The 24,629-nt window shown below is 73.3% G+C and carries 20 protein-coding genes; 10 read left to right on the top strand and 10 right to left on the bottom strand.

Annotation, left to right across the window (positions count from 1 at the left end; genetic code table 11):
- Nucleotides 1–49: 49 nt before the first annotated feature.
- From ACF1CT_RS24660 to ACF1CT_RS24650, 3 genes are all read left to right on the top strand, one after another.
- The gene (locus tag ACF1CT_RS24660; RefSeq protein WP_391786106.1) at nucleotides 50–1,423 is read left to right on the top strand and encodes an SWIM zinc finger family protein; all 1,374 of its coding nucleotides are present in this window, start codon (nucleotides 50–52) and stop codon (nucleotides 1,421–1,423) included.
- Nucleotides 1,420–4,104, top strand: a complete 2,685-nt coding sequence (locus ACF1CT_RS24655) for a DUF6493 family protein (RefSeq protein ID WP_391786105.1) — start codon at nucleotides 1,420–1,422, stop codon at nucleotides 4,102–4,104. The genes ACF1CT_RS24660 and ACF1CT_RS24655 overlap by 4 nt, the downstream gene beginning before the upstream one ends.
- A gap of 353 nt (nucleotides 4,105–4,457) precedes the next feature.
- Nucleotides 4,458–5,915, top strand: coding sequence for a GNAT family N-acetyltransferase (locus ACF1CT_RS24650; RefSeq protein WP_391786104.1), 1,458 nt, complete (start codon nucleotides 4,458–4,460; stop codon nucleotides 5,913–5,915).
- On the opposite strand, the gene ACF1CT_RS24645 is transcribed toward ACF1CT_RS24650, so the two are convergent.
- Nucleotides 5,851–7,155 carry a trans-sulfuration enzyme family protein gene (locus tag ACF1CT_RS24645; RefSeq protein WP_391786103.1) on the bottom strand — a complete coding sequence of 435 codons (1,305 nt, stop codon included), beginning with the start codon at nucleotides 7,153–7,155 and terminating at the stop codon, nucleotides 5,851–5,853. The two genes, ACF1CT_RS24650 and ACF1CT_RS24645, sit on opposite strands and share 65 nt — an antisense overlap.
- Nucleotides 7,156–7,214: 59 nt before the next feature.
- On the opposite strand from ACF1CT_RS24645, the gene ACF1CT_RS24640 reads away from it, so the two are divergent.
- Entirely contained in the window at nucleotides 7,215–7,721 is a 507-nt protein-coding gene (locus tag ACF1CT_RS24640) for an Lrp/AsnC family transcriptional regulator (protein WP_391786102.1), read from the top strand.
- Nucleotides 7,722–7,759: 38 nt separating this feature from the next.
- The gene (locus tag ACF1CT_RS24635) at nucleotides 7,760–9,445 is read left to right on the top strand and encodes a DUF885 domain-containing protein (RefSeq protein WP_391786101.1); all 1,686 of its coding nucleotides are present in this window, start codon (nucleotides 7,760–7,762) and stop codon (nucleotides 9,443–9,445) included.
- A gap of 121 nt (nucleotides 9,446–9,566) precedes the next feature.
- Here the strand turns inward: ACF1CT_RS24635 and ACF1CT_RS24630 are convergent, their stop codons facing one another.
- The 3 genes from ACF1CT_RS24630 to ACF1CT_RS24620 form a co-directional block, all read right to left on the bottom strand.
- A complete protein-coding gene (locus tag ACF1CT_RS24630) occupies nucleotides 9,567–12,743 on the bottom strand; it encodes an AAA family ATPase (RefSeq protein WP_391786100.1) in 3,177 nt (1,058 codons plus the stop codon).
- Nucleotides 12,740–13,906, bottom strand: coding sequence for an exonuclease SbcCD subunit D (locus ACF1CT_RS24625; RefSeq protein ID WP_391786099.1), 1,167 nt, complete (start codon nucleotides 13,904–13,906; stop codon nucleotides 12,740–12,742). The genes ACF1CT_RS24630 and ACF1CT_RS24625 overlap by 4 nt, the downstream gene beginning before the upstream one ends.
- A gap of 282 nt (nucleotides 13,907–14,188) precedes the next feature.
- The gene (locus tag ACF1CT_RS24620; RefSeq protein WP_391786098.1) at nucleotides 14,189–14,815 is read right to left on the bottom strand and encodes a YigZ family protein; all 627 of its coding nucleotides are present in this window, start codon (nucleotides 14,813–14,815) and stop codon (nucleotides 14,189–14,191) included.
- A gap of 58 nt (nucleotides 14,816–14,873) precedes the next feature.
- Between ACF1CT_RS24620 and ACF1CT_RS24615 the strand changes: the two genes are divergently transcribed.
- Nucleotides 14,874–15,341: a CoA-binding protein gene (locus ACF1CT_RS24615; RefSeq protein WP_391786097.1), complete on the top strand. Its 468-nt coding sequence runs from the start codon at nucleotides 14,874–14,876 to the stop codon at nucleotides 15,339–15,341.
- Nucleotides 15,342–15,602: 261 nt separating this feature from the next.
- The gene (locus tag ACF1CT_RS24610; protein WP_391786096.1) at nucleotides 15,603–16,454 is read left to right on the top strand and encodes an aminoglycoside N(3)-acetyltransferase; all 852 of its coding nucleotides are present in this window, start codon (nucleotides 15,603–15,605) and stop codon (nucleotides 16,452–16,454) included.
- 158 nt (nucleotides 16,455–16,612) lie between these two features.
- On the opposite strand, the gene ACF1CT_RS24605 is transcribed toward ACF1CT_RS24610, so the two are convergent.
- Nucleotides 16,613–17,173, bottom strand: a complete 561-nt coding sequence (locus ACF1CT_RS24605; RefSeq protein WP_391786095.1) for a YbaK/EbsC family protein — start codon at nucleotides 17,171–17,173, stop codon at nucleotides 16,613–16,615.
- Between the two features lie 122 nt (nucleotides 17,174–17,295).
- Entirely contained in the window at nucleotides 17,296–18,051 is a 756-nt protein-coding gene (locus tag ACF1CT_RS24600; RefSeq protein ID WP_391786251.1) for an acyltransferase, read from the bottom strand.
- 153 nt (nucleotides 18,052–18,204) lie between these two features.
- Here ACF1CT_RS24600 and ACF1CT_RS24595 point away from each other — a divergent pair, with 153 nt between their 5' ends.
- A complete protein-coding gene (locus ACF1CT_RS24595; RefSeq protein ID WP_391786094.1) occupies nucleotides 18,205–18,735 on the top strand; it encodes a gamma carbonic anhydrase family protein in 531 nt (176 codons plus the stop codon).
- 133 nt (nucleotides 18,736–18,868) lie between these two features.
- Here ACF1CT_RS24595 and ACF1CT_RS24590 read toward each other — a convergent pair whose 3' ends face one another.
- Both ACF1CT_RS24590 and ACF1CT_RS24585 read right to left on the bottom strand, forming a co-directional pair.
- Complete coding sequence (locus ACF1CT_RS24590; protein ID WP_391786093.1) at nucleotides 18,869–19,531, bottom strand: DedA family protein; 663 nt, start codon at nucleotides 19,529–19,531, stop codon at nucleotides 18,869–18,871.
- 163 nt (nucleotides 19,532–19,694) lie between these two features.
- Nucleotides 19,695–20,132 carry a DUF4442 domain-containing protein gene (locus tag ACF1CT_RS24585; protein ID WP_391786250.1) on the bottom strand — a complete coding sequence of 146 codons (438 nt, stop codon included), beginning with the start codon at nucleotides 20,130–20,132 and terminating at the stop codon, nucleotides 19,695–19,697.
- Nucleotides 20,133–20,309: 177 nt separating this feature from the next.
- On the opposite strand from ACF1CT_RS24585, the gene ACF1CT_RS24580 reads away from it, so the two are divergent.
- Both ACF1CT_RS24580 and ACF1CT_RS24575 read left to right on the top strand, forming a co-directional pair.
- On the top strand, nucleotides 20,310–21,377 hold the full coding sequence (locus ACF1CT_RS24580; protein ID WP_391786092.1) for a hypothetical protein: 1,068 nt from the start codon (nucleotides 20,310–20,312) through the stop codon (nucleotides 21,375–21,377).
- Nucleotides 21,378–21,479: 102 nt separating this feature from the next.
- Nucleotides 21,480–22,766 carry an MFS transporter gene (locus ACF1CT_RS24575; protein WP_391786091.1) on the top strand — a complete coding sequence of 429 codons (1,287 nt, stop codon included), beginning with the start codon at nucleotides 21,480–21,482 and terminating at the stop codon, nucleotides 22,764–22,766.
- A gap of 20 nt (nucleotides 22,767–22,786) precedes the next feature.
- On the opposite strand, the gene ACF1CT_RS24570 is transcribed toward ACF1CT_RS24575, so the two are convergent.
- Together ACF1CT_RS24570 and ACF1CT_RS24565 are read right to left on the bottom strand one after the other, a co-directional pair.
- Nucleotides 22,787–23,632 carry a spermidine synthase gene (locus ACF1CT_RS24570; RefSeq protein ID WP_391786090.1) on the bottom strand — a complete coding sequence of 282 codons (846 nt, stop codon included), beginning with the start codon at nucleotides 23,630–23,632 and terminating at the stop codon, nucleotides 22,787–22,789.
- 22 nt (nucleotides 23,633–23,654) lie between these two features.
- Nucleotides 23,655–24,500, bottom strand: coding sequence for a patatin-like phospholipase family protein (locus tag ACF1CT_RS24565; RefSeq protein WP_391786089.1), 846 nt, complete (start codon nucleotides 24,498–24,500; stop codon nucleotides 23,655–23,657).
- Nucleotides 24,501–24,629: the final 129 nt, after the last annotated feature.

The following is a 24,629-nucleotide window of genomic DNA, read 5'->3' as shown; positions in this document are numbered from 1 at the left end:
GGGCGGTGGTCCGGGGCCCGTTGTCAGTGGTGGACCCTACGGTTTTCTCATGACCCGATCCCTTCAGGCATTGGCGTACGCACGCCCTTCCGCCCTGGAATCCTCATCGGCCGGACAGCTCCTCGGTCTGGAGACCTCCGGTGGGCGCACGCCGCGTGGCAGTGAGCGCCATCCACGCTTCTTCTCCGGATTCCTCACCTCTCCGAGTGTCGCCGCGCGCGGCCTGCTGGCCGTGGCCGACGTGGCGTCCGCCCGCTACTACCAGCGGGCCCTGCCCTCGTCGCTCGATCCCGTGGTGACGGGCAACGGCGACCGATTGCGCTTCGAGTCGTTCTCCGGCTGCTGCGGGGTGTACGCACGTCTCGACGTGCTGCGGGAGGGCCTGGACGGGGCGGAGACCGGTCACGGCACGACGAACGTCGATGTCAACCATCCGCTGCGGGAGGCTCTCTCGCGGATGACCGGTGACGATCCGCTGCACCTGCGGGTGGGGCCGGAGGAGTTGGCCGTCACCACCCTGGACGGGCCGGTGGTGGAGAAGAAGGTCCCGTTGCCCGACCGGTGGTTGCGCGGCTTCGCGGAGGCACAGGTGGTGTGCGCCGGTTTCGACCTGCGGGCCGAGCTGTCGGCCTCCGAGGCCGTGCGGTTCTTGCGGTCGCTGCCGCGCACGTCGGGAAACGCCTCGCGGGGAGCGCGCTGGGTGGTTCCGGCCGGACGGACGCTGCGGCCCACGACGCGGCCGGTGGCGGGCGCGGTGTGTCTGCCGGGCCCCGAGCGGCTGGTGGCACTGCAGCGGGTGTTGCGCCACGCGACATCCCTCCGGGTGTACGGGCCGGTCGTGGACGGAGCGGCGACCGCGAGCGCCTGGGAGGTGGTGCTGCCGGGCATGCGGCTCACCCTGACGCTCTCGCCCGAGGCGGCTCGTGGCTTCTCCGGCGAGGGAGGGGTGCTCGACGCCCTGGCCACCGACGACGCCGCGGCCGATGCCGAGCTGGTGTCGGTGCTGCTGGCCTGGGAACCGCGCATCGACCCCGCCGACCTCGCGGAACAGTCGGGACTGACGGCGGAACGGGTGAGATCCGCGCTCACCCGGCTGGGGACCGCGGGACAGGTCGGCTACGACCTGGCGGACGCCGCGTACTTCCACCGCGAGCTGCCGTACGACGCGGACCGTGCCGAGCGGCACAACCCACGGCTGGTCGCGGCCCGTCGGCTGGTCGGCTCCGGTGCCGTCGTGCTCGACGGGGACATGGCGGCCGTGACCTCGGAGGAACGCCGTTACCAGGTGAGGGAGAAGAACGGAATGCTCAGCTGCACCTGCCGGTGGTGGGCCGACCACCGCGGACGCCGCGGTCCGTGCAAGCACGCGCTGGCCGTCCGGATGGTCCGCCGCGGTGCGCCGGTCGCCGGAGGCGCGCGATGAAGGAACTGCTCACCGCCGTGAGGAACGGGCGCGCGCACGAGGTACCGCCTCTGGTCGGCCGGTTGGACCGGGACGGACGCCGCGCGGCGCTCACGGAGCTGAAGGCGCTCCGCAAGGAGGTGCGCGACTGGCCCTGGCAGGAGCAGCAGAGGACCCACAAGGCGCTGCTGGTGGCCGGGGCCGGGTGTCAGACGGGAGCGGCGAGCTGCGCCACCTGGCTCGGCGGCCGGGATCTGGTGAGCTGGGGCCGTTCTCCGTACCGTCTCGTGGTCGACGTGCTGAAGGACCGTGATCCCGCCTGGCTGGCCGATGTCGCGCACCGGCTGGCGGCACGACCGGCGACGGCGGAGATCACCTACGACCTCATCTCGGGCCTGGTGCAGCTCGCTCAGTGCCCGGTCCCCACCTCGGAGGGCTTCACACGCGGGTGGGCGGAGTCCGTCTCCCGCGCGCCGTGGCGGCAGCGCAGGACGCGACCGCTGACCGATGTCCTTCGCGCCGACCCGTACCTGCCGGTTCTGCTGCCGCTGCTCTTCGAGATGCCGGAATTCCCGTCCTCGGTGGTCTGGTACGCGGACGATGCGAACAATCCGTGCCAGTGGCCCGTGGCGCTGGCGGCCCTGGTGGAAGAGGGGCTGCTGGAGCGGTCGGCGCTCGTCGACCGCTGCGTGTCCAGACTGCTCCGCGGCGGGAAGCCCTCGGACCTGCGTTTCTGCCTGGAGGTCCTGCGGCGGCTCGCACTGACCGAGCAGGAGGAGAGCGACCACGTCGCGGACTGGGTCGGCATGGCCGCGGACGGGATGTCCACCGTGGCCGGCCACGCCCAACAGGTCCTCGGCCGGCTGGACGAGCGCGGCGGGCTGCCGGTGCGGACGCTGGCGGATGTCTCGCGTTCGCTGCTGTTCCGCACCGAGAAGAAGCTGGTCCGGTCGCAGCTGGTGCTGCTCGGCAAGGTGCTGCGTCGCGACCGGTCGGCGTCCGGCGAGTTGCTGCCCGCCGTCGCCGAGGCGTTCGGGCACGAGGACATCGGCCTCCAGGAGCGGGCGCTCAAGATCGTGGCCCGGTACCTTCCCGCGGTCGACGACGCCACGCGGGAAGAGCTCGCCTTCTCCGCACGGCAGTTGAGCCCGGTGCATCGCGCGGCGGCGGTCGCCGCGTTCGGCGACCTGCCGGATGACCGGTCGCCGGTCGAGCCGTACGAGGAGACCCTGCCTCCCCCTCCTGTCCTCCGGCCTCTTGGACCGACGCCGGTGACGCTGCCCGAACTTGTGGAGGAGGTCGTGGTCCTGACCAAGGGCTGGCGGCCCAACGCCACCTTCGACACGGCAGCCTTCGAGCGGACGCTGGACGGGCTGGTCCGCCACGCCCATGCCGGCCGACCGGCAGTCGCCGACGCGCTGCGCGAGGCGTTGGCGGGTCAGTGGTGGCTCGCGGACGAGCACGCGTCGCACGCCAGGCGGTGGCTCACCTCGGATGCCGGTATCGAGCTCGTCGTGGCCGTGCTGCTCGGCCGGATACCGGAAGAGGACGTGAAAGTCGGGCGTTCCGCATGGGCGGCCGACGGAAGCTGCGTCCACATCGCGCTGGACGGGGTGCTCAGGGCCCGGCTCTGGGAGGCCGCGGACGCCGTGCTCAACGGTGACGTGCCGTTTCTGCTGGCCGTACCGACGTGGCACACCGGCTCCCTCGATCCGGCCGAGCTGGTGGACCGGCTGCGTACGTACCAGCGCCTCGGACTCGACCCCGGTGGGACCGATTTCGGCCAGGCCCTGCTCCGCGTGCCACGTGACGGCGAGCACCCGGCCGCGGCGGACGCCGCGGCACTCGGCACGCCGGAGGGCGACCGGCTGGCGGCGTGGATGCGTGCCGACGAACCGCTCGCCCGCGTGCAGCGCTTCGACCTGAAGAGGAAGGTGCACACGGCCGGGGGCGTGGTTTCGGCACCGAAATCCTGGACGAGCCTCCCCCTGATGGCCACCGAGGGGCATCCGTTCGTCCAGCGGGAGCTCCCTCGCGCCTTCCACTGGCTGGGCCAACCGCAGTCCCCCTCCCAGCGGCTCTGCTACCACTGGGACGCCCAGTCCGTGTCCTGGCTCTCCACACTGCCCCAGGACGCCGAGGCGCTGGCCGCCTGGATCCTGCCCGTCCTCTCGGTCGGCGTGACAGACGAAATCCGGGGCACCGCCGAGCCGTTGCCACCACTCGCGGAGCTCGACGCGCCCGCCGGCGAGGCGGTGCACCTCGCGGTCGCCTACGGCCTGGGGGCCCGGCACGCGGAGGATCGTCTCTCCGCCGTGGACGCCCTGCTGACACTCGCCGCTCGTCGGCAGTTGGACACGGATCTGCTCGGAAAGGAGCTGACGGGCCTCCTGGAGCTCGGTCCGGTCAAACCGAACCGGCTCGCGGACGCCATGCGCACCGCCGCCACCACCGGGGCGTACCGGACGGCGCTCTCCGTGCTGGCCGTGGCACTGCCCGGCCTGCTGGCGCGGCAGCAGGCCCCCCGTGGGCTGAGCGATCTGCTCGCCGTGGCCGCCGAATGCGCGGAGCAGTGCGGTGCGGTGCGGACCGAGCCGATAGCCGGGCTCGACGAAACAGCCGCCCGCGGCGGCTCCTCGCAGCTTGTACGTCAGGCGGTGCGTCTCAAGTCCGCCTGGGAACAGGGGGCGGGTCGGACGTGACGGCCCGCCGCCTCGTGGCGGGGTGAGCCGACGGGCTCACCCCGCACGGGGCAGCGGGCCGCGCATACACCGAGTACACCGAGCGCTCCGTGTACTCCCGGTGCTCCGTGTGCTCCGGCGAAGGCCGTCCGCCGCCGGTACGGCGACGGGCGGCGGACGGCGCGCGGGAGGAGCGGCGGGCCCGGGCCGGCGGAGCTCCGGCCCGCCCCCGGAACAGCCGCCCCTATGCCACGAGCCCACCTCGCACAAGACTGAATCACGCCAAAACGGATGATAGGCAACCAGATCCTCACTTAACCCATCGGTCACAGGCCGTTCGCGGTCAGGCAACACCGCTCGGTCACAGTGAAGCCATGACTGATGTGACATCCGCCGGGTCTCCCCACCGCTCCCACCGCTGGCGGCGGGACGTGATCGAACTGGCCGCGCTGTTCACCGCGGTCGCGGTGGCCGACGCCATCGCGAACCTGATCGGACACCAGCCGGACGGACCGTACCTCCTGATCGCCTCGGCCGTGGCCCTGGCGGTGACGGTCGGCTTTCACACATGGTGGGCGCGGCGGCACAGCCACGCCCCGCCCCCGACCGGTTCCGGCCTTCCCGGGGAGGACGACGACGCGGACGGCCCCCACCGCGTCGGGTCCGACGCGGACGCCCTCACCCGCGCGCCCGCCGCCTCGGCCCACGTCCCGTCGCCGGACGCCCCCGAACGTGCCGAGGGCACGGCGCTGTGGCGGATGCGCACCACCGTGCGGGACACCCCCGGCAGTCTGGCGGCGTTGTGCGGCGCGCTCGCCCGGCACCGGGTCGACATCCTCACCCTGCAGACGCATCCGCTGGCCCGGGGCACGGTCGACGAGTTCCTGCTCCGCGCACCCGCTCCGCTCCCGGCCCGGCAACTGAGCCGGGCGGTCTCCGCGGCCGGGGGCAGCTCCGTCTGGATCGAACGGGCCGACGCCCACGACCTGGTGGACGCCCCGACCCGGGTACTCGCCCTCGCCGCGCGCACCGCACTGGACCCGGCCGAACTCCCCCTTGCCCTGCGCAAGTTGCTGGGCCGCTGCACCATCCGTTCGCTGCCCGCGGCCCCGGTCGGCGGCCGGGCGAGTGATGAGACCGTCCCGGCGGAGGGCGTGCTGGGAGAGAACGTGATGCGGTTGCGCGACCCGTCGGGGGGCGTCATCACCGTCGAACGGCCGCATCTCCCGTTCACACCGACCGAATTCGCCCGGGCGCGTGCCCTGGTGGAACTCGACGCCCGGCTCGGGCCCCGCGTGCCGCGCGGCACACACGTACTCACGCTGCCCGAGGGCAACGCGATCACCGTGCGCCGCGCGGACCGGGACGACCTCGCCGCCGCCCGCGCGATGCACGGACGCTGCTCCGAGCGGACGCTGCGCCTGCGCTACCACGGCCCGGTGCACGATGCCGACCGCTACCTGGACCACCTGCTGAGCCCTCGTTTCGGCCGCACACTGGCCGCGCAGACGGCCTCCGGCCGGCTGGTCGCCCTCGGCCACCTCCTCTGGGACGGGGACGAGACCGAGGTCGCCCTGCTCGTCGAGGACGAGTGGCAGCGGCGCGGGGTCGGTTCCGAGCTGCTGGCCCGCCTGGTGGCTCTCGCCGGCGAGGCCGGCTGCGCGAACGTCTACGCGGTCACCCAGGCGTCCAACACCGGCATGGTGGCGGCCATGCGCGCGCTGCGCCTGCCCCTGGATTACCAGATCGAGGAGGGCACCCTGGTGGTCACCGCCCGGCTGGACGCGGCTCCGGCTCCTTCGCCACTGCCGTACGGACGGACCGGCCGCTGACGTCCCGATCGGCGCGGTGACCGGGGTCGAGCGGGCCCGCGTCCGCGCGACCGCGGTCGCCGCGCGGCGCGGCCTCCGTCGCGCCGGAGTCCAGCGCCTGGGACAGATCGGCCCACAGATCCTCGACGTCCTCCAGGCCGACCGACATGCGCAACAGCCGCTCGCCCACTCCGGACGCCTGCCGGTCCCCCTCGTCCACGATGCGGTGGCTGATCGAGGCCGGGTGCTGGATCAGGGTGTCGACGCTGCCGAGGCTGACGGCGGGTGTGATGAGCCGCACGGCCGAGATCACCCGGTGCGGGTCCCCGTACACCTCGAACGAGACCATCGCCCCGCCGATCCTCGGGTAGTGCACCCGGGCGACGCGCGGGTCGGCCGCCAGTCGGCGGGACAGTTCCGCGGCGCTCGCGGAGGCCGCGCGCACCCGTACCGGGAGTGTCCCCAGACCACGCAGCAGCAGGTATCCGGCCATCGGGTGCAGTACGCCGCCGGTGGCGAAGCGCACCTGTCGCAGACGGGCCGCGAACTCCTCGTCGCAGGCGACGATCCCGCCCATCACGTCGCCGTGTCCACCGAGGTACTTCGTGGCACTGTGCAGCACGATCCGCGCGCCGTGCTCGACGGGCCGCTGGAGCACGGGCGTGGCGAAGGTGTTGTCGACGAGCAGCGGCACGGAACCGCAGGAGTGCGCGATCGCCCGGATGTCGACCTCGGCGAGCGTCGGGTTGGCCGGTGTCTCCACCATCACCAGACCGGTCTCCGGCCGGATCGCGTCGGCGATCCCCGCAGGGTCCGTCCAGGTGACCTCCGTTCCCAGCAGTCCCGCGCCGAGCAGGTGGTCGCTGCAGCCGTACAGCGGGCGGACGGCGACCACGTGACGCAGCCCCATGCTCGCCCGGACCAGCAGCACGGCGGTGAGCGCCGCCATTCCGCTGGCGAACGACACGGCGCTCCCGGTTCCTTCGAGCCGGGCGAGAGCGGTCTCGAACCGGGCCGTCGTCGGATTGTCCAGGCGTGCGTAGACCGGTGGCCCGTCGAGCCGGGCACCGGTCGCCGCGAACGTGTCGATCCGCTCAGCCTCGCCCCTGGAGTCGTAGGAGGGGTAGGTGGTGGACAGGTCGATCGGCGGAGCGTGCAGGCCGAGAGCGGCGAGGTCGTCGCGGCCCGCGTGCACGGCTTCGGTGGCCAGCGCCCGGGGCCGGGAGGTCGTCGGGGGCGTCGCGGAGGATTCGCTGTTCATGACATCACTCTGAACAGACATCGGAATCGTCACCGAAATCGCCGTGCTACGTTCGGCACATGCCTGATTCGGTCGTTCTCGATCCGGTGGATCTGCATATTCTGCGGCTGCTGCAGAACGATGCCCGGACCACCTACCGCGAACTGGCCGCTGAGGTCGGTGTCGCACCGTCGACCTGCCTGGACCGGGTCGCCAGACTGCGTCGCAGCGGCGTGATCCTCGGCCACCGGCTGCGTCTGGACCCGGCACGGATCGGCCGCGGGCTGGAGGCGCTGTTGTCCGTGCAGGTCCGTCCGCACCGCCGGGAGCTGATCGGTCCGTTCGTCGAGCGGATCAGGGCGCTCGCCGAGTCCCGCGCGCTCTTCCACCTCACCGGGCCCGACGACTACCTGGTCCATGTCGCGGTGGCCGACACCGCGGATCTGCAGCGGCTGGTTCTGGACGAGTTCACCTCGCGGCGCGAAGTGGCAAGGGTCGAGACCCGGCTGATCTTCCAGCAGTGGGAGTGCGGTCCCCTGCTGCCACCGGCCGCGGACCGGCCGGGACAGGTCCCAAACGCCGAATGATGATGACGCGGAGGCCCCCGGCGTACGAGGATGTCCGCATGTCAGATATTGCCGGCAGCGCACTGCCCCGCCAGGTCGCCGACGCCTACGTCGACGCATTCATCGAACTCGACCCGATCTCCGGCACCCATCTCGGGGTCGCGGAGAGCTCGCGCCGCCTTCCCGATTTCTCCCCGGCCGGGCAGGAGACACTCGCCGAGCTCGCCCGCACCACCCTGGCGGAACTGGACGCCGCCGAACAGCTTCCCGGCGCGGACAGCGACGCGGAGCGCCGCTGCGGCCGGCTGCTCCGGGAGCGCCTCATGGCGGAACTCGCGGTGCACGAGGCCGACGAGAGTCTGCGCACGGTCTCCAACATCCACTCCCCGGCGCACAGCATCCGTGAGGTGTTCACGCTGACGCCGACCGAGACGGACGAGGACTGGGCCGCGGTCGTGGACCGGCTGCGGGCGGTGCCCGCCGCGCTGGAGGGCTACCGCGAATCGCTCGCGCTCGGTCTGGAGCGCAAGCTGTACGGCGGGCCGCGGGCCACGGAGACGTTCATCGGCCAGCTCGACGAGTGGGCCGGCGACAGCGGTACTGCTTTCTTCCAGGAGTTCGCGGCCCCGGGCCCCGCGTCCCTGCGCGCCGATCTGGACGACGCCGCCGGGCGTGCGACGGAGTCGGTGGCGGCACTGCGCGACTGGATGCGCGACGTGTACGCCCCGGCCGTCGAGGGGGCGCCGGACATCGTGGGCCGTGAACGGTACGCGCGCTGGTCGCGCTACTTCAACGGCACCGACCTGAACCTCGACGAGGCGTACGCCTACGGCTGGTCCGAATACCATCGGCTGCTCGCCGAGATGAAGACCGAGGCGGAGAAGATCCTGCCGGGCGCCGGCCCGTGGGAGGCTCTGGCCCATCTCGACGTGCACGGCAAGCACATCGAGGGCGTCGACGAGGTCCGGGACTGGCTGCAGGACCTGATGGACGAGGCCATCGAGGCGCTCGACGGCACGCACTTCGAACTCGCCGACCGCGTACGGAAGGTGGAGTCGCACATCGCTCCGCCCGGAGGCGCCGCCGCTCCGTACTACACGGGCCCGTCCGAGGACTTCTCGCGCCCCGGCCGCACCTGGCTGCCCACCATGGGCGAAACCCGTTTCCCCGTCTACGACCTGGTCTCCACCTGGTACCACGAGGGCGTGCCCGGACACCACCTCCAGATCGCCCAGTGGACCCACGTCGCGGACAGCCTGTCCCGCTACCAGGCGTCGATCGGCCAGGTGAGCGCCAACTGCGAGGGCTGGGCCCTGTACGCGGAGCGGCTCATGGACGAACTGGGGTTCCTGCCCGACGCCGAGCGCCGACTCGGTTACCTGGACGCGCAGATGATGCGGGCCTGCCGGGTGATCGTCGACATCGGCATGCACGCGGAGCTGGAGATTCCGGCGGACTCCCCGTTCCACCCCGGCGAGCGGTGGACTCCCGAACTGGCCCAGGAGTTCTTCGGCAACCACAGCGGCCGTCCGGCCGACTTCGTGGAGAGCGAGCTGACCCGCTACCTCTCGATGCCGGGGCAGGCCATCGGCTACAAGCTGGGCGAACGCGCGTGGCTGCTCGGCCGGGAGAACGCCCGCAAGGCGCACGGGGACGCGTTCGACGCCAAGGCCTGGCACATGGCGGCGCTCTCGCAGGGTCCGCTCGGACTCGACGACCTCGTGGAAGAGCTGTCCGGGCTCTGACCGTCCGCGGCCCCTCCCCCGTTGCCCGAACGGCAGCGGCGGAGGGGTCCCGCGTGCCGCCGGATCGGCGGGGTCGCCGGACCGCGCCCACCGCCCACCGTCAGCCGTCAGCCGTCAGCCGTCAGCCGCCGAGCGCACCCGTCGCGCGGTGTCTCACCGCCGACCCGTCGCGCTCCTTCACCACCTCCAGCTGTGCGGGAATGCGGCGGCGCAGGTCTGCCACGTGGCTGACGATGCCGACGCTGCGATCACGTTCGCGCAGCGAGTCGAGAACATCGAGCACCTCGTCGAGCGTCTGTTCGTCCAGACTGCCGAAACCCTCGTCGATGAAGAGGGTGTCCAGCCGCACACCGCCCGCCTCGTCCGTGACGACGTCGGCGAGACCGAGGGCGAGGGCGAGCGAGGCGAAGAACGTCTCGCCTCCGGAGAGTGTCGCCGTGTCGCGCTCACGGCCGGTCCAGGCGTCGACGACGTGCAGGCCGAGACCCGCCCTGCGGGCCCCGCTGCGGGCATCGGAGTGGACCAGCGTGTACCGGCCGCAGGACATGCGTTCCAGCCGCGCGGTGGCCGCGGCGGCCACCTGTTCGAGCCGCGCGGCCAGCACATAGGACTCCAGCCGCATCTTGCGTTCGTTGTCCGCGGAGGTACCGGCGGTGAGCCCGGCCAGCCGGGCCACCCGGTCGTACTCCTCGCGCAACGGACCGAGTCCGCGCACCTCGTCCGTGGCCGCGCGCGACAGCCGTCTCAGCTCGGCGCAACGTTCCCGCGCGGCGACCAGCGCCGCCGTGGCGTCCCGCGACTGCCGCTCGGTGGCGTCGTGCACGGCCCGCACGGCGTCCACGTCGGCCGGGGGCGCATCGGCGGCCTCACGGGCCGCGGGCTCGGCGAGCCGATCGGCGACGGCGGCCGATTCGGACTGCCAGACATCGATCAGATGCTGCAGCCCGCGCTGTTCGGCCTCGGTCAGCAGGCAACCGGCCGCGGCCCGCGGGGTGTCGAACCCGGCCCGGAACGCCGCGTCCGCGAGCCGGCCGTCGGCCTCCTTGCGGCGCTGCGCCGCAGCTTCCTCCTCACGTACCGCCCCCGCCGCGGCGGCGAGCAGTCCGGCCCTCCGTTCCAGCAGTCCGGCGTGTTCGGCGACGCTCGCGCACGCGCCGCGCGCGGCCACCAGAAGGGCTTCCAGCGCGGACTGCTCCCGGTCCAGCCCCTCCCGCAGGGATGTCCGGGCCGCGACCCGGCGCTCGGCCTGCCGCAGCTCCTCCGACCGCTCGGCCTGCTCCCGTTCGGCGGCCGCGAGTGCCTCACGAGCGGCGTGGGTCCCGGCGGCGGTGCGATGCGCCTCGGCGTGCCGACGCGTCAGCTCATCCACCAGGGAGCCGAGTTCGGCGACGGTGGGGTCGGTGGCGGGATCACCGGAATCGGGGCGGGGCGGGGCGGCACCGTCCTCCGTGTCCGCCGGACCCGCGGCCCCGGACGCGGCCCACTCGGCGACGGCGTTCCGCGACACCCGTCCGGCCCCGGCGGTCTCGGCGGCATCGACGCCACCCCTCGGCCGCGGCACGGCCGACCGTGCGGCGGCCCGCGCCGCCAGATGCTGCTCGCGCAGAATCCCGAGTTCCCGGTCGGCCGCCGTGCGCGCTTCCTCGGCCCGTCGGTGGGCGTCGAGGGCCCGCTCCTCGGTGGCCCGGTCGACGTGGCCGTCGGCCGGGCGTGCCGGTGCGGGGTGGTCGGTCGAACCGCACACCTTGCAGTGCTCGCCCTCCACCAGTTCCGCGGCCAGTTCCGCCGCGATGTCGCGCAGTCGTCGTTCGCGAAGCCCCAGCCACTCCTCGTGCGCGCCGAGGGCCCGCTCGCGAGCGATGGTCAGGCGCCCCTCGGCGGCCGACACCCGAAGGGCCAGCGCGTCACGACGCCGGGCCGCGTCCAGGCGCGCCCGGGCGGGCTCCAGCCGTCCCGCGAGCTGTTCGGCCAGGGTCGCGGCCTCCTGGGCCCTCTCGATGGTCTCCCGCAGGCCGTTCCGGGCCCTCTCCCAGCCGGTCAGCCAGCCCTTCGTCTCGTGGATGAGGTCGTCGTCCGCCCCGGCCTGGCGCTCCAGCCCGGCCCGTTCGACGTCGATCTCCGTACTGCGGCGCTCGGCGCGTTTCGCGGCGTCGAGGCCGCCGAGCTCCTGCCGGAGCCCCCGCTCCCGTTCGGCGAGTTGGTCGGCTCCGGCGTCGGCGAGGGCACGGGGCAGCGACACACGGGCGCGGTCACGCGCCTCCAGCGACGCGCGGTGGGCGCGTTCGGCCTCCTCGCACAGCTCCAGCGCGGGGGCGACCAGATCCGCCTTGCGGGCGCGCGCGAGCCGTTCGAGGTGCCGGTCGTGGCCGGGGCGACCCGCTTCGAGGGCGGCGGCGCGGCGCTGTGTCTCCGCGTGCCGCCGCTGGAGCGCGGCGCGTTCGCGTTCGGCGTCGAGCGCCGACCGGGCGGCGGCCTGCCGCCCCTCGCACAGGGACAGTACGGAGGCGGCGATGTCCAGTCGTTCCCGGGCCCCGGCGCGCGCCACCGCGGCCCACTCCAGTACGCCCTCGGCGAGCCCGGGTTCGCCGGGCCTGAGGTCGGGCGGCGGCGACTCGCGCGCGGCCGGCCCGGCGGCCTGCGCGATCCGCTGGGCGAGGGCGAGAACGCGTTCGTCCCCGGCCCCGACCCGGGCCTCGGCTCCGCGGCGCAGCTCGGCGAGCCGTTCCTCGACGGCCGCGAAGCGGCGGGTGTCGAAGAGCCTGCCGAGCAACTTGCCGCGTGCCTCGGCGTCGGCACGCAGGAAGCGGGCGAAGTCGCCCTGCGGCAGGAGCACCACCTGGCAGAACTGCTCCCGGCTCATGCCGATGAGCTGGGTGATCTCCTCGCCGATCTCCTGGTGCGAGCGGCTCAGCGCACGCCACCCGTGCTCGGGGTCGTACGCGCGCAGTCGGCTCCGGGCCTTCTCCGTCGTGAAGCCGTCGCCCTTCTTCTTGGGGCGGGGCTGTGCCGGGCACCGGGTGACTTCGAGGCGCCGGCCGCCGACGGTCAGTTCCAGCGTGACCTCGGTGGGGACGTCCACCGGGGCGTGGTCGCTGCGCAGCGAACCGCCGGGGCTCTGGCGGGCGCCGGGCACCGAGCCGTACAGGGCGTAGCAGACGGCGTCGAGGACCGAGGTCTTTCCGGCGCCGGTCGGCCCGTGCAGCAGGAAGAGCCCGGCCGAGGAGAGCGCGTCGAAGTCGATGTCCTGGGTGCCGCCGAACGGCCCGAAGGCGGTGACCGTGAGTCGGTGGAGTCTCACCGGTTCACCTCGCGCACCACGTCGTCGACCCGCACGTCGTCGAAGGCCCCCCGCAGCACCGTTCGCTCCTGTTCGTCCGCTCCCGCCCCGCCCCGCACATGTGCCACGAAGTCCTCCGCGATCTGCTGGTCGTCACGTCCCTTGAGGCGTTGCGCGTACGAGGCGAGCGGGTCGTCGGGGGCCCGGTCGGGCTCGAAGACGAGGCTGAGCGTGTGCGGGAACCGTTCGGCGAGGCGGGCCATCGGCTCGGCCGGGCGCACCGGGTCGGTGAGCGTGGCCTCGATCCAGGAACCGCGATGGCGCTCCAGCGCGGGGTCTTCCAGGAGACCGTCGAGCCGGCCGCGGAGCCTGGCGAGCGGGCGGGGCACCGGGCAGTCGACGCGCTCGGCGGCGACGGCGCCCGAGACGCCGAGGTCGATCAGCCACATCGTCTTGCGGTGGCCGGCCTCGGAGAAGGAGTACGCGAGCGGTGAGCCCGAGTAGCGGACCCGCTCGGTGAGGCTCTGGCAGCCGTGCAGGTGTCCGAGTGCCACGTAGTCGACGCCGTCGAAGACCCCCGCGGGCACCGCGTCCACCCCGCCGACGGTGATGTCGCGTTCGCTGTCGCTGGGCTCACCGCCCGCGACGAAGGCGTGCGCGAGCACCACGGACCTGGTACCGGGCCTACGGTTCGCGAGGTCGGCGCGCACCCGGTCCATGGCGGCGGCCAGTACCGCTTCGTGCCCGGTGCGGTCCGCCCCGAGGACGTCCCTCACCAGGGCCGGTTCCAGGTAGGGCAGCCCGTAGAACGCCACGTCGCCGTGGACGTCGCCGAGAACGACGGGGTCGGCGCATCGGGCGGGGTCGGTGCGCAGATGGATTCCGGCCCGCTGGATCAGTCCGGCTCCGACGCCCAGCCGGCGTGCCGAGTCGTGGTTCCCGGAGATCATCACGGTGGGCACGCCGACGGCGGCGAGCCGGTGCAGGGCGGCGTCGAACAGCTCGACGGCGGACAGCGGCGGGACGGCTCTGTCGTACACGTCCCCTGCCACGACGACCGCGTCCACCTCGTGTTCGCGCACCGTGGCGACCAGGTGGTCGAGGTAGGCGGCCTGGGCGTCGAGCAGGGATACGCGATGGAAGGACCTTCCCAGATGCCAGTCCGATGTGTGCAGAATTCTCACGAGCCGGCTCCACCCTGCGTCATCGTCTTCCTCCGCCCCCGTGCACCGTTCCGCCGCGTGTCGTGATGGCACCGGGCCGGATCGGTTCCCGTCGTCCGCACCGACCTCGTCGGTACCGGTGAGCACGTCGTCCCCACCGTTCACAGTCTCCCATCCGCGCCGGTCGTCGCCGGGGCCTTCGGCCGGGAAGACCGACCGGCGTTCCCGCCGGGGGCCGTTCCCCCCGCCGGTGCGCGGCCGGGCGGCGGCGGGAATCCCGGCGCCGGAGGCGCGGTGCCCCGGTCAGGCGTCCCCGTACGCCTCGCCGCCGAGTTCCAGCAGGGCCTCGCCCGCCGTCGCGTCGGCGAGCCAGCCGCGGAACGACTCGACGTCGGCGTCCGGCAGCCCGATCTCGATGACGACGGCATCCCCGTAACGGACCTCGCGCACCGTGCGTCCGGTCGCGCGCAGATCGTTCTCCAGCCTGCCGGCGCGTTGGTGGCCGACGGTGATGGTGGCGAGACGGAACCGCTGCCGGACGAGGGTGCCGAGCGCGTCGAGGGCCTCGCCGACCACTCCCCCGTACGCACGGATCAGGCCCCCGGCGCCGAGTTTCACCCCGCCGTAGTAGCGGGTGACGACGGCCACGACGTAGCGCATCTCCCGCCGGGTCAGCATCTGCAGCATGGGGACGCCCGCGGTGCCGCCCGGCTCGCCGTCGTCACTGGCCCTCTGCACGGAGGCGTCGGCGCCGATCACATAGGCGAAGCAGTTGTGGGTGGCGGCGGGGTGTTCGGCGCGGACGCGTGCGACGAAGTCCTGTGCCTCCTGTTCGGTGGCGGCGGGGGCGAGCGCGCAGAGGAAACGGGACCGGTTGATCTCGGTCTCGTGCACGCCCGCTCGGGCGACGGTCCGGTACTGCTCCTGCATCCGGCCAGCCTATGCCCAGGCCGGGAACGGTCCGCAGCCGCGGGGCGTTGTCCGGATCATGTACGCGGAAGCGAAGACCATGCGCAGGATTCTTCTGGACTCCGGCGACACCTGGGCCGTGGTGGGCCTGTCGGACAACCGGTCGCGCGCCGCCCACGGCGTCGCCGAGGTGCTGCGGCGCTTCGGCAAGCGGGTGGTCCCGGTCCACCCGAGGGCCGAGCCCGTCCACGGCGAGCGGGGCTACGCCTCGCTGGCGGACATACCCTTCCCCGTCGATGTGGTGGATGTCTTCGTCAACAGCGATCTCGCGGGCGGTGTGGCGGACGAGGCGGTGGCGGTGGGCGCGAAGGCCGTCTGGTTCCAGCTCGGGGTGGTGGACACCGAGGCGTACGAGCGCACGCGCGCGGCGGGGCTGGACATGGTGATGGACCGGTGCCCCGCGATCGAGATCGCCGAGCTGGTACGTGAGGAACGCGGCGACCGGGCCGCCGGTTTCGAGCTGGGGAGCAGGAGAGGGGTGGAGTAGCGAGCGAGCGGCGTCCTGCGGCTTCGGGTCCGGGGCAGAGGAGGGAGTGAGAGCGCACGGGGCCCCCTCCGTTCGTGCGAGGCCGGGAACGTGGGGAACCTCGCGACCGACGACGACGCGGGAGCCGGAGTCGCAGGGCGTCGCGAGCCCGCCCTCTTCTGCTCCCCGGCTCGTTGGGCCGTCTCCCGTCGCCGGGGCCTCACCCCCCGTCCGGGTGTGCGTGGTGTCGCGCTCGATGCTCGGCTGGGAGAATGACCGGCCGTGACGACTACGACTGCGTCGACCGTCCGCCACGGCCGGACGGGGCTCGCGAGGCAGCTGTCCGCGCTGGGCGTGGAGCGGGGCGGTGTCCTGCTGGTACATGCCTCGATGCGTGCGGTGGGGCCGGTGAGCGGTGGGGTGCGGGTGGTGGTGGGCGCCCTGCGGGACGCGCTCGGCCACCACGGCACACTCGTGGTCCCGTCGTTCACCCCGGAGAACTCCGACACCTCCGCGCACTACCTCGACCGGGTGCGCGGTCTGACCGACCGGGCTCGGGAGGCCCTGCGGGCGAGCATGCCGCCCTTCGACCCGGCGACTTCGGCGGCACCGTCGATGGGGCTGCTCTCGGAGACCGTGCGCCTCACCGGGGGCGCGCTGCGCAGCGACCACCCGCAGACGTCGTTCACGGCGCTCGGACCGCTGGCCCAGCAGGTGGTGGCCGGTCACCGCCCGGACTGTCATCTCGGCGAGGACTCGCCGTTGGCCCGTCTCTACGAGCTGCGGGCCGGGGTGCTGATGCTGGGCACCGGATTCGACACCTGCACCGCGTTCCACCTGGGTGAGTACCGGGTGCCGTCACCGCCGCGCCGCGCCTATCGCTGCGTGGTGCGGGCCGGGGGACGGCGGCGGTGGTGGGAGTACGAGGACGTCGCGCTGGACGACAGCGACTTCGCCGTCCTGGGTGCGGACTTCGCCCGCTCGGGCGGCGGCACGCTCGTGCGGACCGGTCCGGTCGGTTCGTCGGCGAGCCGTCTCCTCGAACTGGCCGAGGCCGTCGACTTCGCCGCCCGCAGGCTGCCGTCGTACCGGACCGGCGCGGTCCGGACCGACCGTCCGCACCCGCTCGGCTGAGGCAACGAGCCGGGGAGCAGGAGAGGGGCGGGGCGGCGTCATGCGGCTTCGAGCCCGAGGGGCGAGCGGGGAGTCCTCGCGGCCGACGACAACGCGGGAGTCGGAGGCGAGCCCGCCTCTCCATCGCTCCCCGGGCCGTAGGGGACGGCGCGGTCCCGTCAGTCGCCGAGGCCCACGCCCGCGACGACGACCGCCCCCGGCAGCGCCGCCAGCGCCTTGCCGGGAACGATCAGCTTGCCCCTGCGCCTGCCGCTGCCGATGAGCACCCATTCCTCCTCGACGACGGCGGGGTCGATCAGCAGCGGCCATCCGGCCGGGAGGCCGATCGGCGTGATGCCGCCGTACTCCATGCCGGTCCCGCCGACCGCGAGGTCCATCGGGGCGAAGGACGCCTTGCGGGCCCCCAGATGTTTGCGGACCGTGCCGTTCACGTCGACGCGGGAACGGGAGAGCACCAGGCAGGCCGCCGAGGTGACGTCACCGCCGCGTCTGCCCACCACCACGACGCAGTTGGCCGACCGGCCGAGCAGGTCCGTGCCGTGGTGCTCGACGAAGACCGCCGTGTCGGCGATGGCCGGGTCCGTGTCGACGTGGACGATCTGTTCGGCGGGGAAGCCTCCCCAGCCCGCGCGCACCGCCTCGGCGACAGGCGGCGGCAGCAGGTCGAGGCGGTGGGCCGCCGGTTCGGCGTGGTCGAAGGAACCGATGGGTGCACGCATGCGCACCACGCTAACAGCGCCCCGGAAACCCCCGTCGGGCGCGCGTCGAACGCGGCTTTGGCGGCGGGCGCGCCGTACGTGCGGGTGCCGCCGGCGACCGATGGTGGAGGGGCCGTTCGTCCTCAGTCGCCGAACGGGCCGGGAGTCTCCCCCGTCTCTGCCAGCGCGAGCAGTTGCGCGGGGGTGACACCCGGGGGAATCGGCACCGGTGCGGGGGTGCGCAGCGGGGGCTGCCAGCCCTTGTCCGGATCCCAACCGCGTACGACACGGGCCGGGGCGCCGGCCACCACCGCGTGGTCGGGCACCACGCCCCGCACCACCGCGCCCGCGGCCACGACCACGTTGCGCCCGAGGGTGGCTCCCGGAAGGATCACCGAACCGGTACCGATCCAGCAGCCGGGCCCTATGGCGACCGGTTCCATCCGGGGCCACTGCCGTCCGATCGGCTCGTGCGGATCGTCGTAGCTGTGGTTGGTGGACGTGATGTACACATAGGGCCCGCAGTAGGTGTCCGCCCCTATGGTCACCCTGGTGTCGGCGACGACGTGGCTGCCGCGGCCGAGCACGACTCCGTCCCCGAGGGTCAGAATCGGTTCGGGTCCGAGATCCAGGTCGGGCATGAGTCCTGCCGTCAGCGTGACCTGTTCGCCGATCACGCAGTGCGCGCCGAGTTCGATCCACGGTTCGCCGAAGACGGTCCCCTGCGGAAAGGCGAGCCGGGTACCCGCGCCGATCCGGCCGAACCGCAGTCCGCCGGGGTGTTCCGCGGTGACCGCGCCCGACTCCCGCACCCAGCGCCAGCCCCGGTGGACGGCCCGGGAGAGGACTCGCCGCCGCCAGGCGGCGAGGGAGGAGAACGTGTTCCTGTTCTTCGGCACCCGCACACGGTAGTCGGCGGCGTGCGGCTCGATCACCGGGACCACCTGTGATGTTCGCCCCACTCGTCGGTGCGCCGCCGCCCGTCGCATACCGTTCCCCGAAGCGATCGGGCATCCGCGAGCGCACCCCACCTGGACACGGAGGAACGGGCGATGGCAGAGCAGGCGTTGATCACGGGAATCAACGGCAAGGAGCCGGCGGTCGACGCGGACGCCTTCACCGCGCCGACGTCCGTCGTGATCGGCGAGGTCACGATGGCGGCGGGCTCCAGTGTCTGGTACCACGCCGTGCTGCGCGCCGACTGCGGCCCCATCGTGATCGGCGCCGACAGCAACATCCAGGACAACTGCAGTGTCCACGTCGACCCCGGATTCCCCGTCACGGTCGGCGAGCGCGTCACGGTGGGGCACAACGCGGTCCTCCACGGCTGCACCGTCGAGGACGACGTCCTGGTCGGCATGGGGGCCACCGTCCTCAACGGCGCCCGCATCGGGGCCGGTTCGCTGATCGCGGCCCAGGCGCTGGTCCCCCAGGGCATGCAGGTGCCGCCGGGATCGCTGGTCGCGGGGGTCCCCGCCAAGGTCAGGCGGCAACTTACCGAGGAGGAACTCAAGGGCATCGCGTTCAACGCGGCGGCCTACGTGGGGCTGGCCGGGACACACCGCAGGGCGCACGAGGGCTGAGCGCCCGGCGCGGGAACGCGCGGGCCGACGGAACGCGACGGCGGCGGCGCGCCCACAAGGACTCCTCCCGCGGGCCCGGGGAGCGGCGGCCGACGGACGCCCGCGGGGACCCGCGCCCCGCACCGCCCCGCGGTCAGTCCGCGGTCGGCACCGTCCCCCCGTCGGGCACCGGCACGGCGGCCGGGACGCGGGCCGCGGCCTTCTTGGCCCGGCTCCTCAGAACCAGCATCGAGGTGACACCGACCAGCACCGCCGCCGCCAGCCCGAGGTAGGAGAACCGCTTGAGCCACTCCTCGGCGACGATGCCCACGTAGTAGACGACGGCCGTGGTACCGCCGGCCCAGACGATCCCGCCGAGCACGTTGGCGATCAGGAACCGCCAGTACGGCATGTGCAGCACCCCGGCCAACGGGCCCGCGAAGATCCGGAGCAGGGCGACGAAACGGCCGAAGAACACCGCCCACATACCCCACTTGTGGAACGAGCGCTCCGCCATGGCGATCTGGCTCTCGCCGAAATGCCTGGGGAATCTCCCGCCCAGCCGGGCGAGCAGGGGACGCCCGCCCTTGCGGCCGATGGCGTAGCCGATCGAGTCGCCGACGACCGCGCCCGCCGACGCGCAGGCCCCCAGGACCCAGGGATTGACTCCATCGTGTCCGGCGGCCAGGAGCGCCGCGCTGACCAGGACGATCTCACCCGGGAGCGGAATGCCGAGGCTCTCCAGTCCGATGACGACGCCCACCAGGACGTACACGCTGATCGCCGGGACGGTCTCCAGCCATTCCTGGATGTGCAACGCCGCTTCCTCCTGTGCCGATGTCCCGTTGCCCGCCGGTCAACTCCTCGGCGCACGGCGGGAATGCTACCCGCCCCGCCGCCGACGGCACCCGGACGGACGCGGGGCCGCCGCCCGCCTCCTTCTACGGAGGGAGCGACGGCCCCGCACGGGCGATCGGGCGTCAGCCCTGGGGACGCAGCGTCCAGACGACCGTCATCTCGCCGGTGACCGCGCCGTCCGCACGCCGGATCTCGATGGCCACCGGGAACTCGGGCCGCTCCCCGCGATCCAGTTCCGCGACGACGTCGGCCGCCGGACGGCCCAGCGTCGCCGTCGCCGTGACGTCGCCCTTGGCGAGCTTCTTGTATCCGATCTCCGCCCTCACCGCCAGCGGCACGGCACGGGACAGCTGGTCGCCGAAGGCCGCGAGGACGATCGCGCCGCTCGCCGACTCCGCGAGCGTGAACATCGCGCCGGCGTGCGGGCCGCCGATGTGGTTGTGGTATTCGGCCTGGTCCGGCAGCCGGACGACCGCACGCTCGGCGGTCGTCTCCAGGAACTCCAGGCGGAGGGTGCGGGCCATGGGAACCGTCGCGGCGAGCATCTCGCCGACGGACATCTGATCAGCGCTCATGACCTGATGTTACTCATCAGTAAATCTCTTTGGCCATCCCGGAGTCCCCGTGCGACGTTCCCGGACACCCGCCGCGTACGCCGTTCCCGGGAGCCGCCTTCACCGTCCGCTCACGGGGGCGGGCGTAGCAGACCGGACATCGCCCCTCTATCGTTACTCGCCATGTGGCCAGGACAGCAGCCGCCCGGGGGCGAGCAGAACCCGCAGGACCAGAACCAGAACCCGTACCAGCAGCCGGGGTACCAGCAGCCGAATCCCTATCAGCAGCCCGGGTATCACCAGCAGGGTCAGCCCGGGCAGCAACCGGGGTACCCGCCGCAGGGCCAGCAGCCCGGCTACCCGCAGCCGAACCCGTACCAGCAGCCGACGGTGCCCCAGTACGCGGTTCCCGGCCCGCCCGGTGGGCCGCAGCCCGGCGACGGCAACAAGAAGAAGACCACCGTCATCGCGATCGTCGCGGCGACCGCGGTCGTCGTGGCAGCCGCGGTCACCGGCGTCGTCGTCCTGAACAAGGACGGCGACAAGGGGAAGGACGTCGCCGACGACAAGAACGCGTCGGCCTCCGCCGCGCCGTCCGAGTCCGCCGCCTCGCCCGAGGCGAACCCGCGCGACGCCGAGGACGCCAAGCCCCTCGTCGCGGGCTGGAAGGTGGTCACCAACCCCAAGTTCGGCACGCAGTTCGACGTGCCCGGGGACTGGGAGGTGGGTACCCCCGGCACCTTCTCGTTCTTCGAGAACGAGAAGAAGGGGGACGGTTCCCCCCTGATCGGCTTCTCCGCGCCGTCCTACCTCCAGAAGAGGTGGTGCGTGGACGACTCCGACAAGAACGGAGTCGAGGAGACCTCCAGCCTGGCCAGTGCCGGTACCCGGGGCGCCCAGGGCGCCACCGACGCCGCCAAGAACGCCCACAGCGAGGCAGGTACCTGGGCCTGGGCCGCGTACGCACAGCACATGCCGGAGAGCACCATCAAGTTCACCCCGGCCAAGCAGTACACCACCAAGTCGGGGCTCACCGGCCAGGTCGTCACCGCCACCGCTCCGAACGTCACGAAGCGGAAGAAGTGCGACAGCGACGGCAAGGCGATCGCCTTCAGCTTCAAGAACAAGAAGGGCGAGTTCGCGTCCTGGGTCCTGTACGGGGCCGCCGGAGTCAAGGGCGAACTCCCGGAGGCCACGATCGAGAAGATCCTGAGCACCGTGCGGCTGGTGGACGTCGCCCCGTCCTCCTGACCCGTCCGCCGTCGGCCGGGCGCCGACCGGGCGGTGACGTGCCACCCGCCGTTCCCGGATAATCGGTTGGTCCGGCGGGGCCGCGGCGGCGATAGTCCCGTGGTGACTACCGCCTCCGCCCCCGGACTCCCCGCGCGCCACCCGGGCCGCGACAACTACCGTCTGCTGACCGCCGCCGCGGTCATCACGGGCCTCGGTACCCACGGCGCCCTGATCGCGGCGGCGTTCGCCGTTCTGCAGGCGGGCGGCGACGGCGGTGACGTCGGCCTGGTGGCCGCCGCCCGGGCCGTGCCGCTGGTGCTCTTCCTGCTGATCGGCGGCGCGGTCGCCGACCGACTGCCGCGCCACCGGGTGATGGTCGCCGCGAACGCCCTCAACTGCGGGTCACAGGCCCTCTTCGCCTGGCTGGTCCTGGCCGGCGAACCGAAGCTCTGGCAGATGATGCTGCTCACCGCGCTCTGCGGCACCGGTCAGGCGTTCTTCAATCCCGCGGCCGAGGGCATGCTGATGTCGAGTGTCGACCGGGAGCGGGCGAGCCGTGCCTTCGCGCTCTTCCGGATGGCCACGCAGGGGGCGACGATCGGTGGCGCCGCACTCGGTGGCGCCATGATCGCGGCGATGGACCCGGGCTGGGTGCTTGCCGTCGACGCGGCCGCCTTCGCGGTGGCGGGGGCGCTGCGCGCCTTCCTGGACGTCGGCCACATCCCCGCACGGGAACCGGGTGGTGGCCTGCTGTCCGATCTGCGGGACGGCTGGCGCGAGTTCATCGGCCGGCCGTGGCTGTGGAGCATCGTCGCGCAGTTCTCCGTGGTGGTCGCCGCCGTGGGGGCCACCGAATCGGTGTACGGACCGCTGGTCGCCCAGGACGAACTCGGCGGTGCCCGGCCGTGGGGCTTCGCGCTCGCCGCCTTCGGGGCCGGGACACTGAGCGGGGCGCTCCTGATGACCCGCTGGAAGCCGCGGCGGATGCTGCTGGCCGGAACCCTGTGCGTCTTCCCGTTGGCGCTGCCCGCCGCGGGGCTCGCGGTGCCGCTGCCGGTGACCGGCCTCTGCGCGGTGATGTTCGTCAGCGGTGTCGCAATCGAGGTGTTCGGGGTCGCCTGGATGACGGCCATGCATCAGGAGATCCCGGAGGAGAAGCTGTCCCGGGTCTCGGCCTACGACTGGTTCGGGTCGGTGGCGATGATGCCGGTCGCCACCGCGCTCGCCGGACCGGTGGAGTCCCTGGTCGGACGGGACCGTGCGCTGTGGGGCTGTGCCGCGCTGATCGTGGTGGTGACCGGCGCCGTGCTGTTCGTGCCCGAGGTGCGCCGGCTGACCCGTGCCACCGCCCCCGAGGCCGTGACCGCCGACGCGAAGGTCGGGCGGATCTCGGAGCCTGCCGGGTGACCTCCGGCCCGATGAGGCTCTCAGCCGATCCGGAAGGCTCCCTCGGGCGGCTCGGGTGAGGCCACCGCCTCACCGTCCCCGACCGGCCGGGCGGCCCCGGTGAACCTGTCGAGCGCCGGACCGTGCTCGACCCGGGCGGGGAAGGCGTCGGCGGCGCAGCGACGGGCCAGGGACGCGGTGTCGACGGGGTTCCGGGAGGCCACGAGCACGGCGTTGCCGAAACGGCGGCCGCGCAGCACCGACGGCTCGGCGATCAGCGCGAGTTCCTCGAAGACGGCTCCGAAGGTGGCCAGTTGGGAGCGGAGGAAGGCGAAGGGGGCACCGTCCGCGAGGTTGGCGGCGTAGGTGCCGCCGTCGCGCAGCGCCCGGCGTGCGGCCCGCGCGTACTCGACGGAGGTGAGGTGGGCGGGCACCCGGGAACCGCCGAAGACGTCCGCGATCAGGACGTCGACGGAGCCGGGCGGGGTCCGTTCCAGCCGGTCGCGGGCGTCGGTGCCGTGCACGGTGATGCCTGCGCCGTCGGCGACGGGGAGGTGCTCGGCGACCAGCGCGAGCAGCCCGAGGTCGGCCTCGGCGACATCCTGACGGGAGCCCGGCCGGGTCGCGGCGACGTAGCGGGGCAGGGTGAGCGCGCCGCCGCCGAGGTGGAGCACGTCGAGCGGCGCGCCCGGTGCCGCGGCGCAGTCCACGACATGGGCGAGCCGCCGCGCGTACTCGAATTCGAGGTGGTCCGGTGCGTCGAGATCGACGTACGACTGGGGCGCGCCGTCGACGGTGAGCAGCCAGGCCCTGGCCCGGTCCACGTCGGGGAGGAGTCTCGCGGTGCCCTGGTCCACGTCCCGGATGACAGGTATCGGCTCGTTCACTCCCCCATTGTGGGGTGCCGGATCAGTCGCTCACGACCGCGGCGACGGCATCGACGTGTGCCGCCGCCTGGGCCAGTCCGGCACGGGCCGCCGCGGCCCTGCGGCTCGGGTCGAGCGGGTTGCGGCCGAACGCCCGCTTCGCCGCCGCGTCGGGGGTGATGACCTCGACGCGGGCACCCCGCGCGGCGAGCCGGTCCGCCTGCGCTCGGGGAGAGGCGATGATCTTGTTGCCGCTCGCCGTCGGGGCGATGACGACGACGCGTCCGTACCCCTCGGCGAGCTGAGCGTTGGCCGGGGAGTGCACCCCGCCGTCGATCCAGTCCCGGCCGGCGGCGGTGGCGACGGGCCAGACGGCCGGAACGGCGCAGCTCGCGGTGACGGCGTCCACGAGGGATGCCCCGCCGTCCCTGTCGAAGGCGTGGAGTTCGCCGGTGACCGCGTCGACCGCGGTGATGAGCAGGGGGCGCTCGGGCCAGTCGGACGACGGAAGCCGGTCGGTGATCGCGGCCCGCCGTTCCTCCGCCGTGATGCCGATCCGGGCCTGCCGGGCGAGCGCTGCCAGCTTCCGGCCGTACGCCTCGGGGGTGCGTGCGGACAGCATCGCCCCCGCGTATCGCAGCAGGGTCGGCACGCCGAGGCGTCCACCGGTCATGCCCTGCGGATCGTCGAGCTGGAGTGCGTACAGTTCCGGAAGGCCGAGCGCCCCGGAGGCAAGCTGCGCGCCGACCACCGCGCCCGCCGAACTCCCGATGATCAGGTCTGCGGTGGTCAGGTCCGTGCCCGCCTCCGCGAGCCCGTGCAGTATGCCGGTCTCCCAGGCGCTGCCGGTGACTCCGCCGGCACCGAGTACCAGTGCTGTGTCTGTCATGCCGTCAGTCTTGCTCACGGCCCGGGCCCGGGGGGGGCGCCGGGGGGGGGGGGGGGCCGCGCCCCCCCCCCCCCCCCCCCCCACCCCACCCGCCCCCCCCCCCCCCCCCCCCCCGCCCCCCCCCCCCCG

It is taken from the genome of Streptomyces sp. NPDC014734 (genome assembly GCF_043083325.1).
GTDB lineage: Bacteria > Actinomycetota > Actinomycetes > Streptomycetales > Streptomycetaceae > Streptomyces.
The sequence above is the reverse complement of the archived record's forward strand: the minus strand, read 5'-3'. Positions and strand labels throughout refer to the sequence as shown.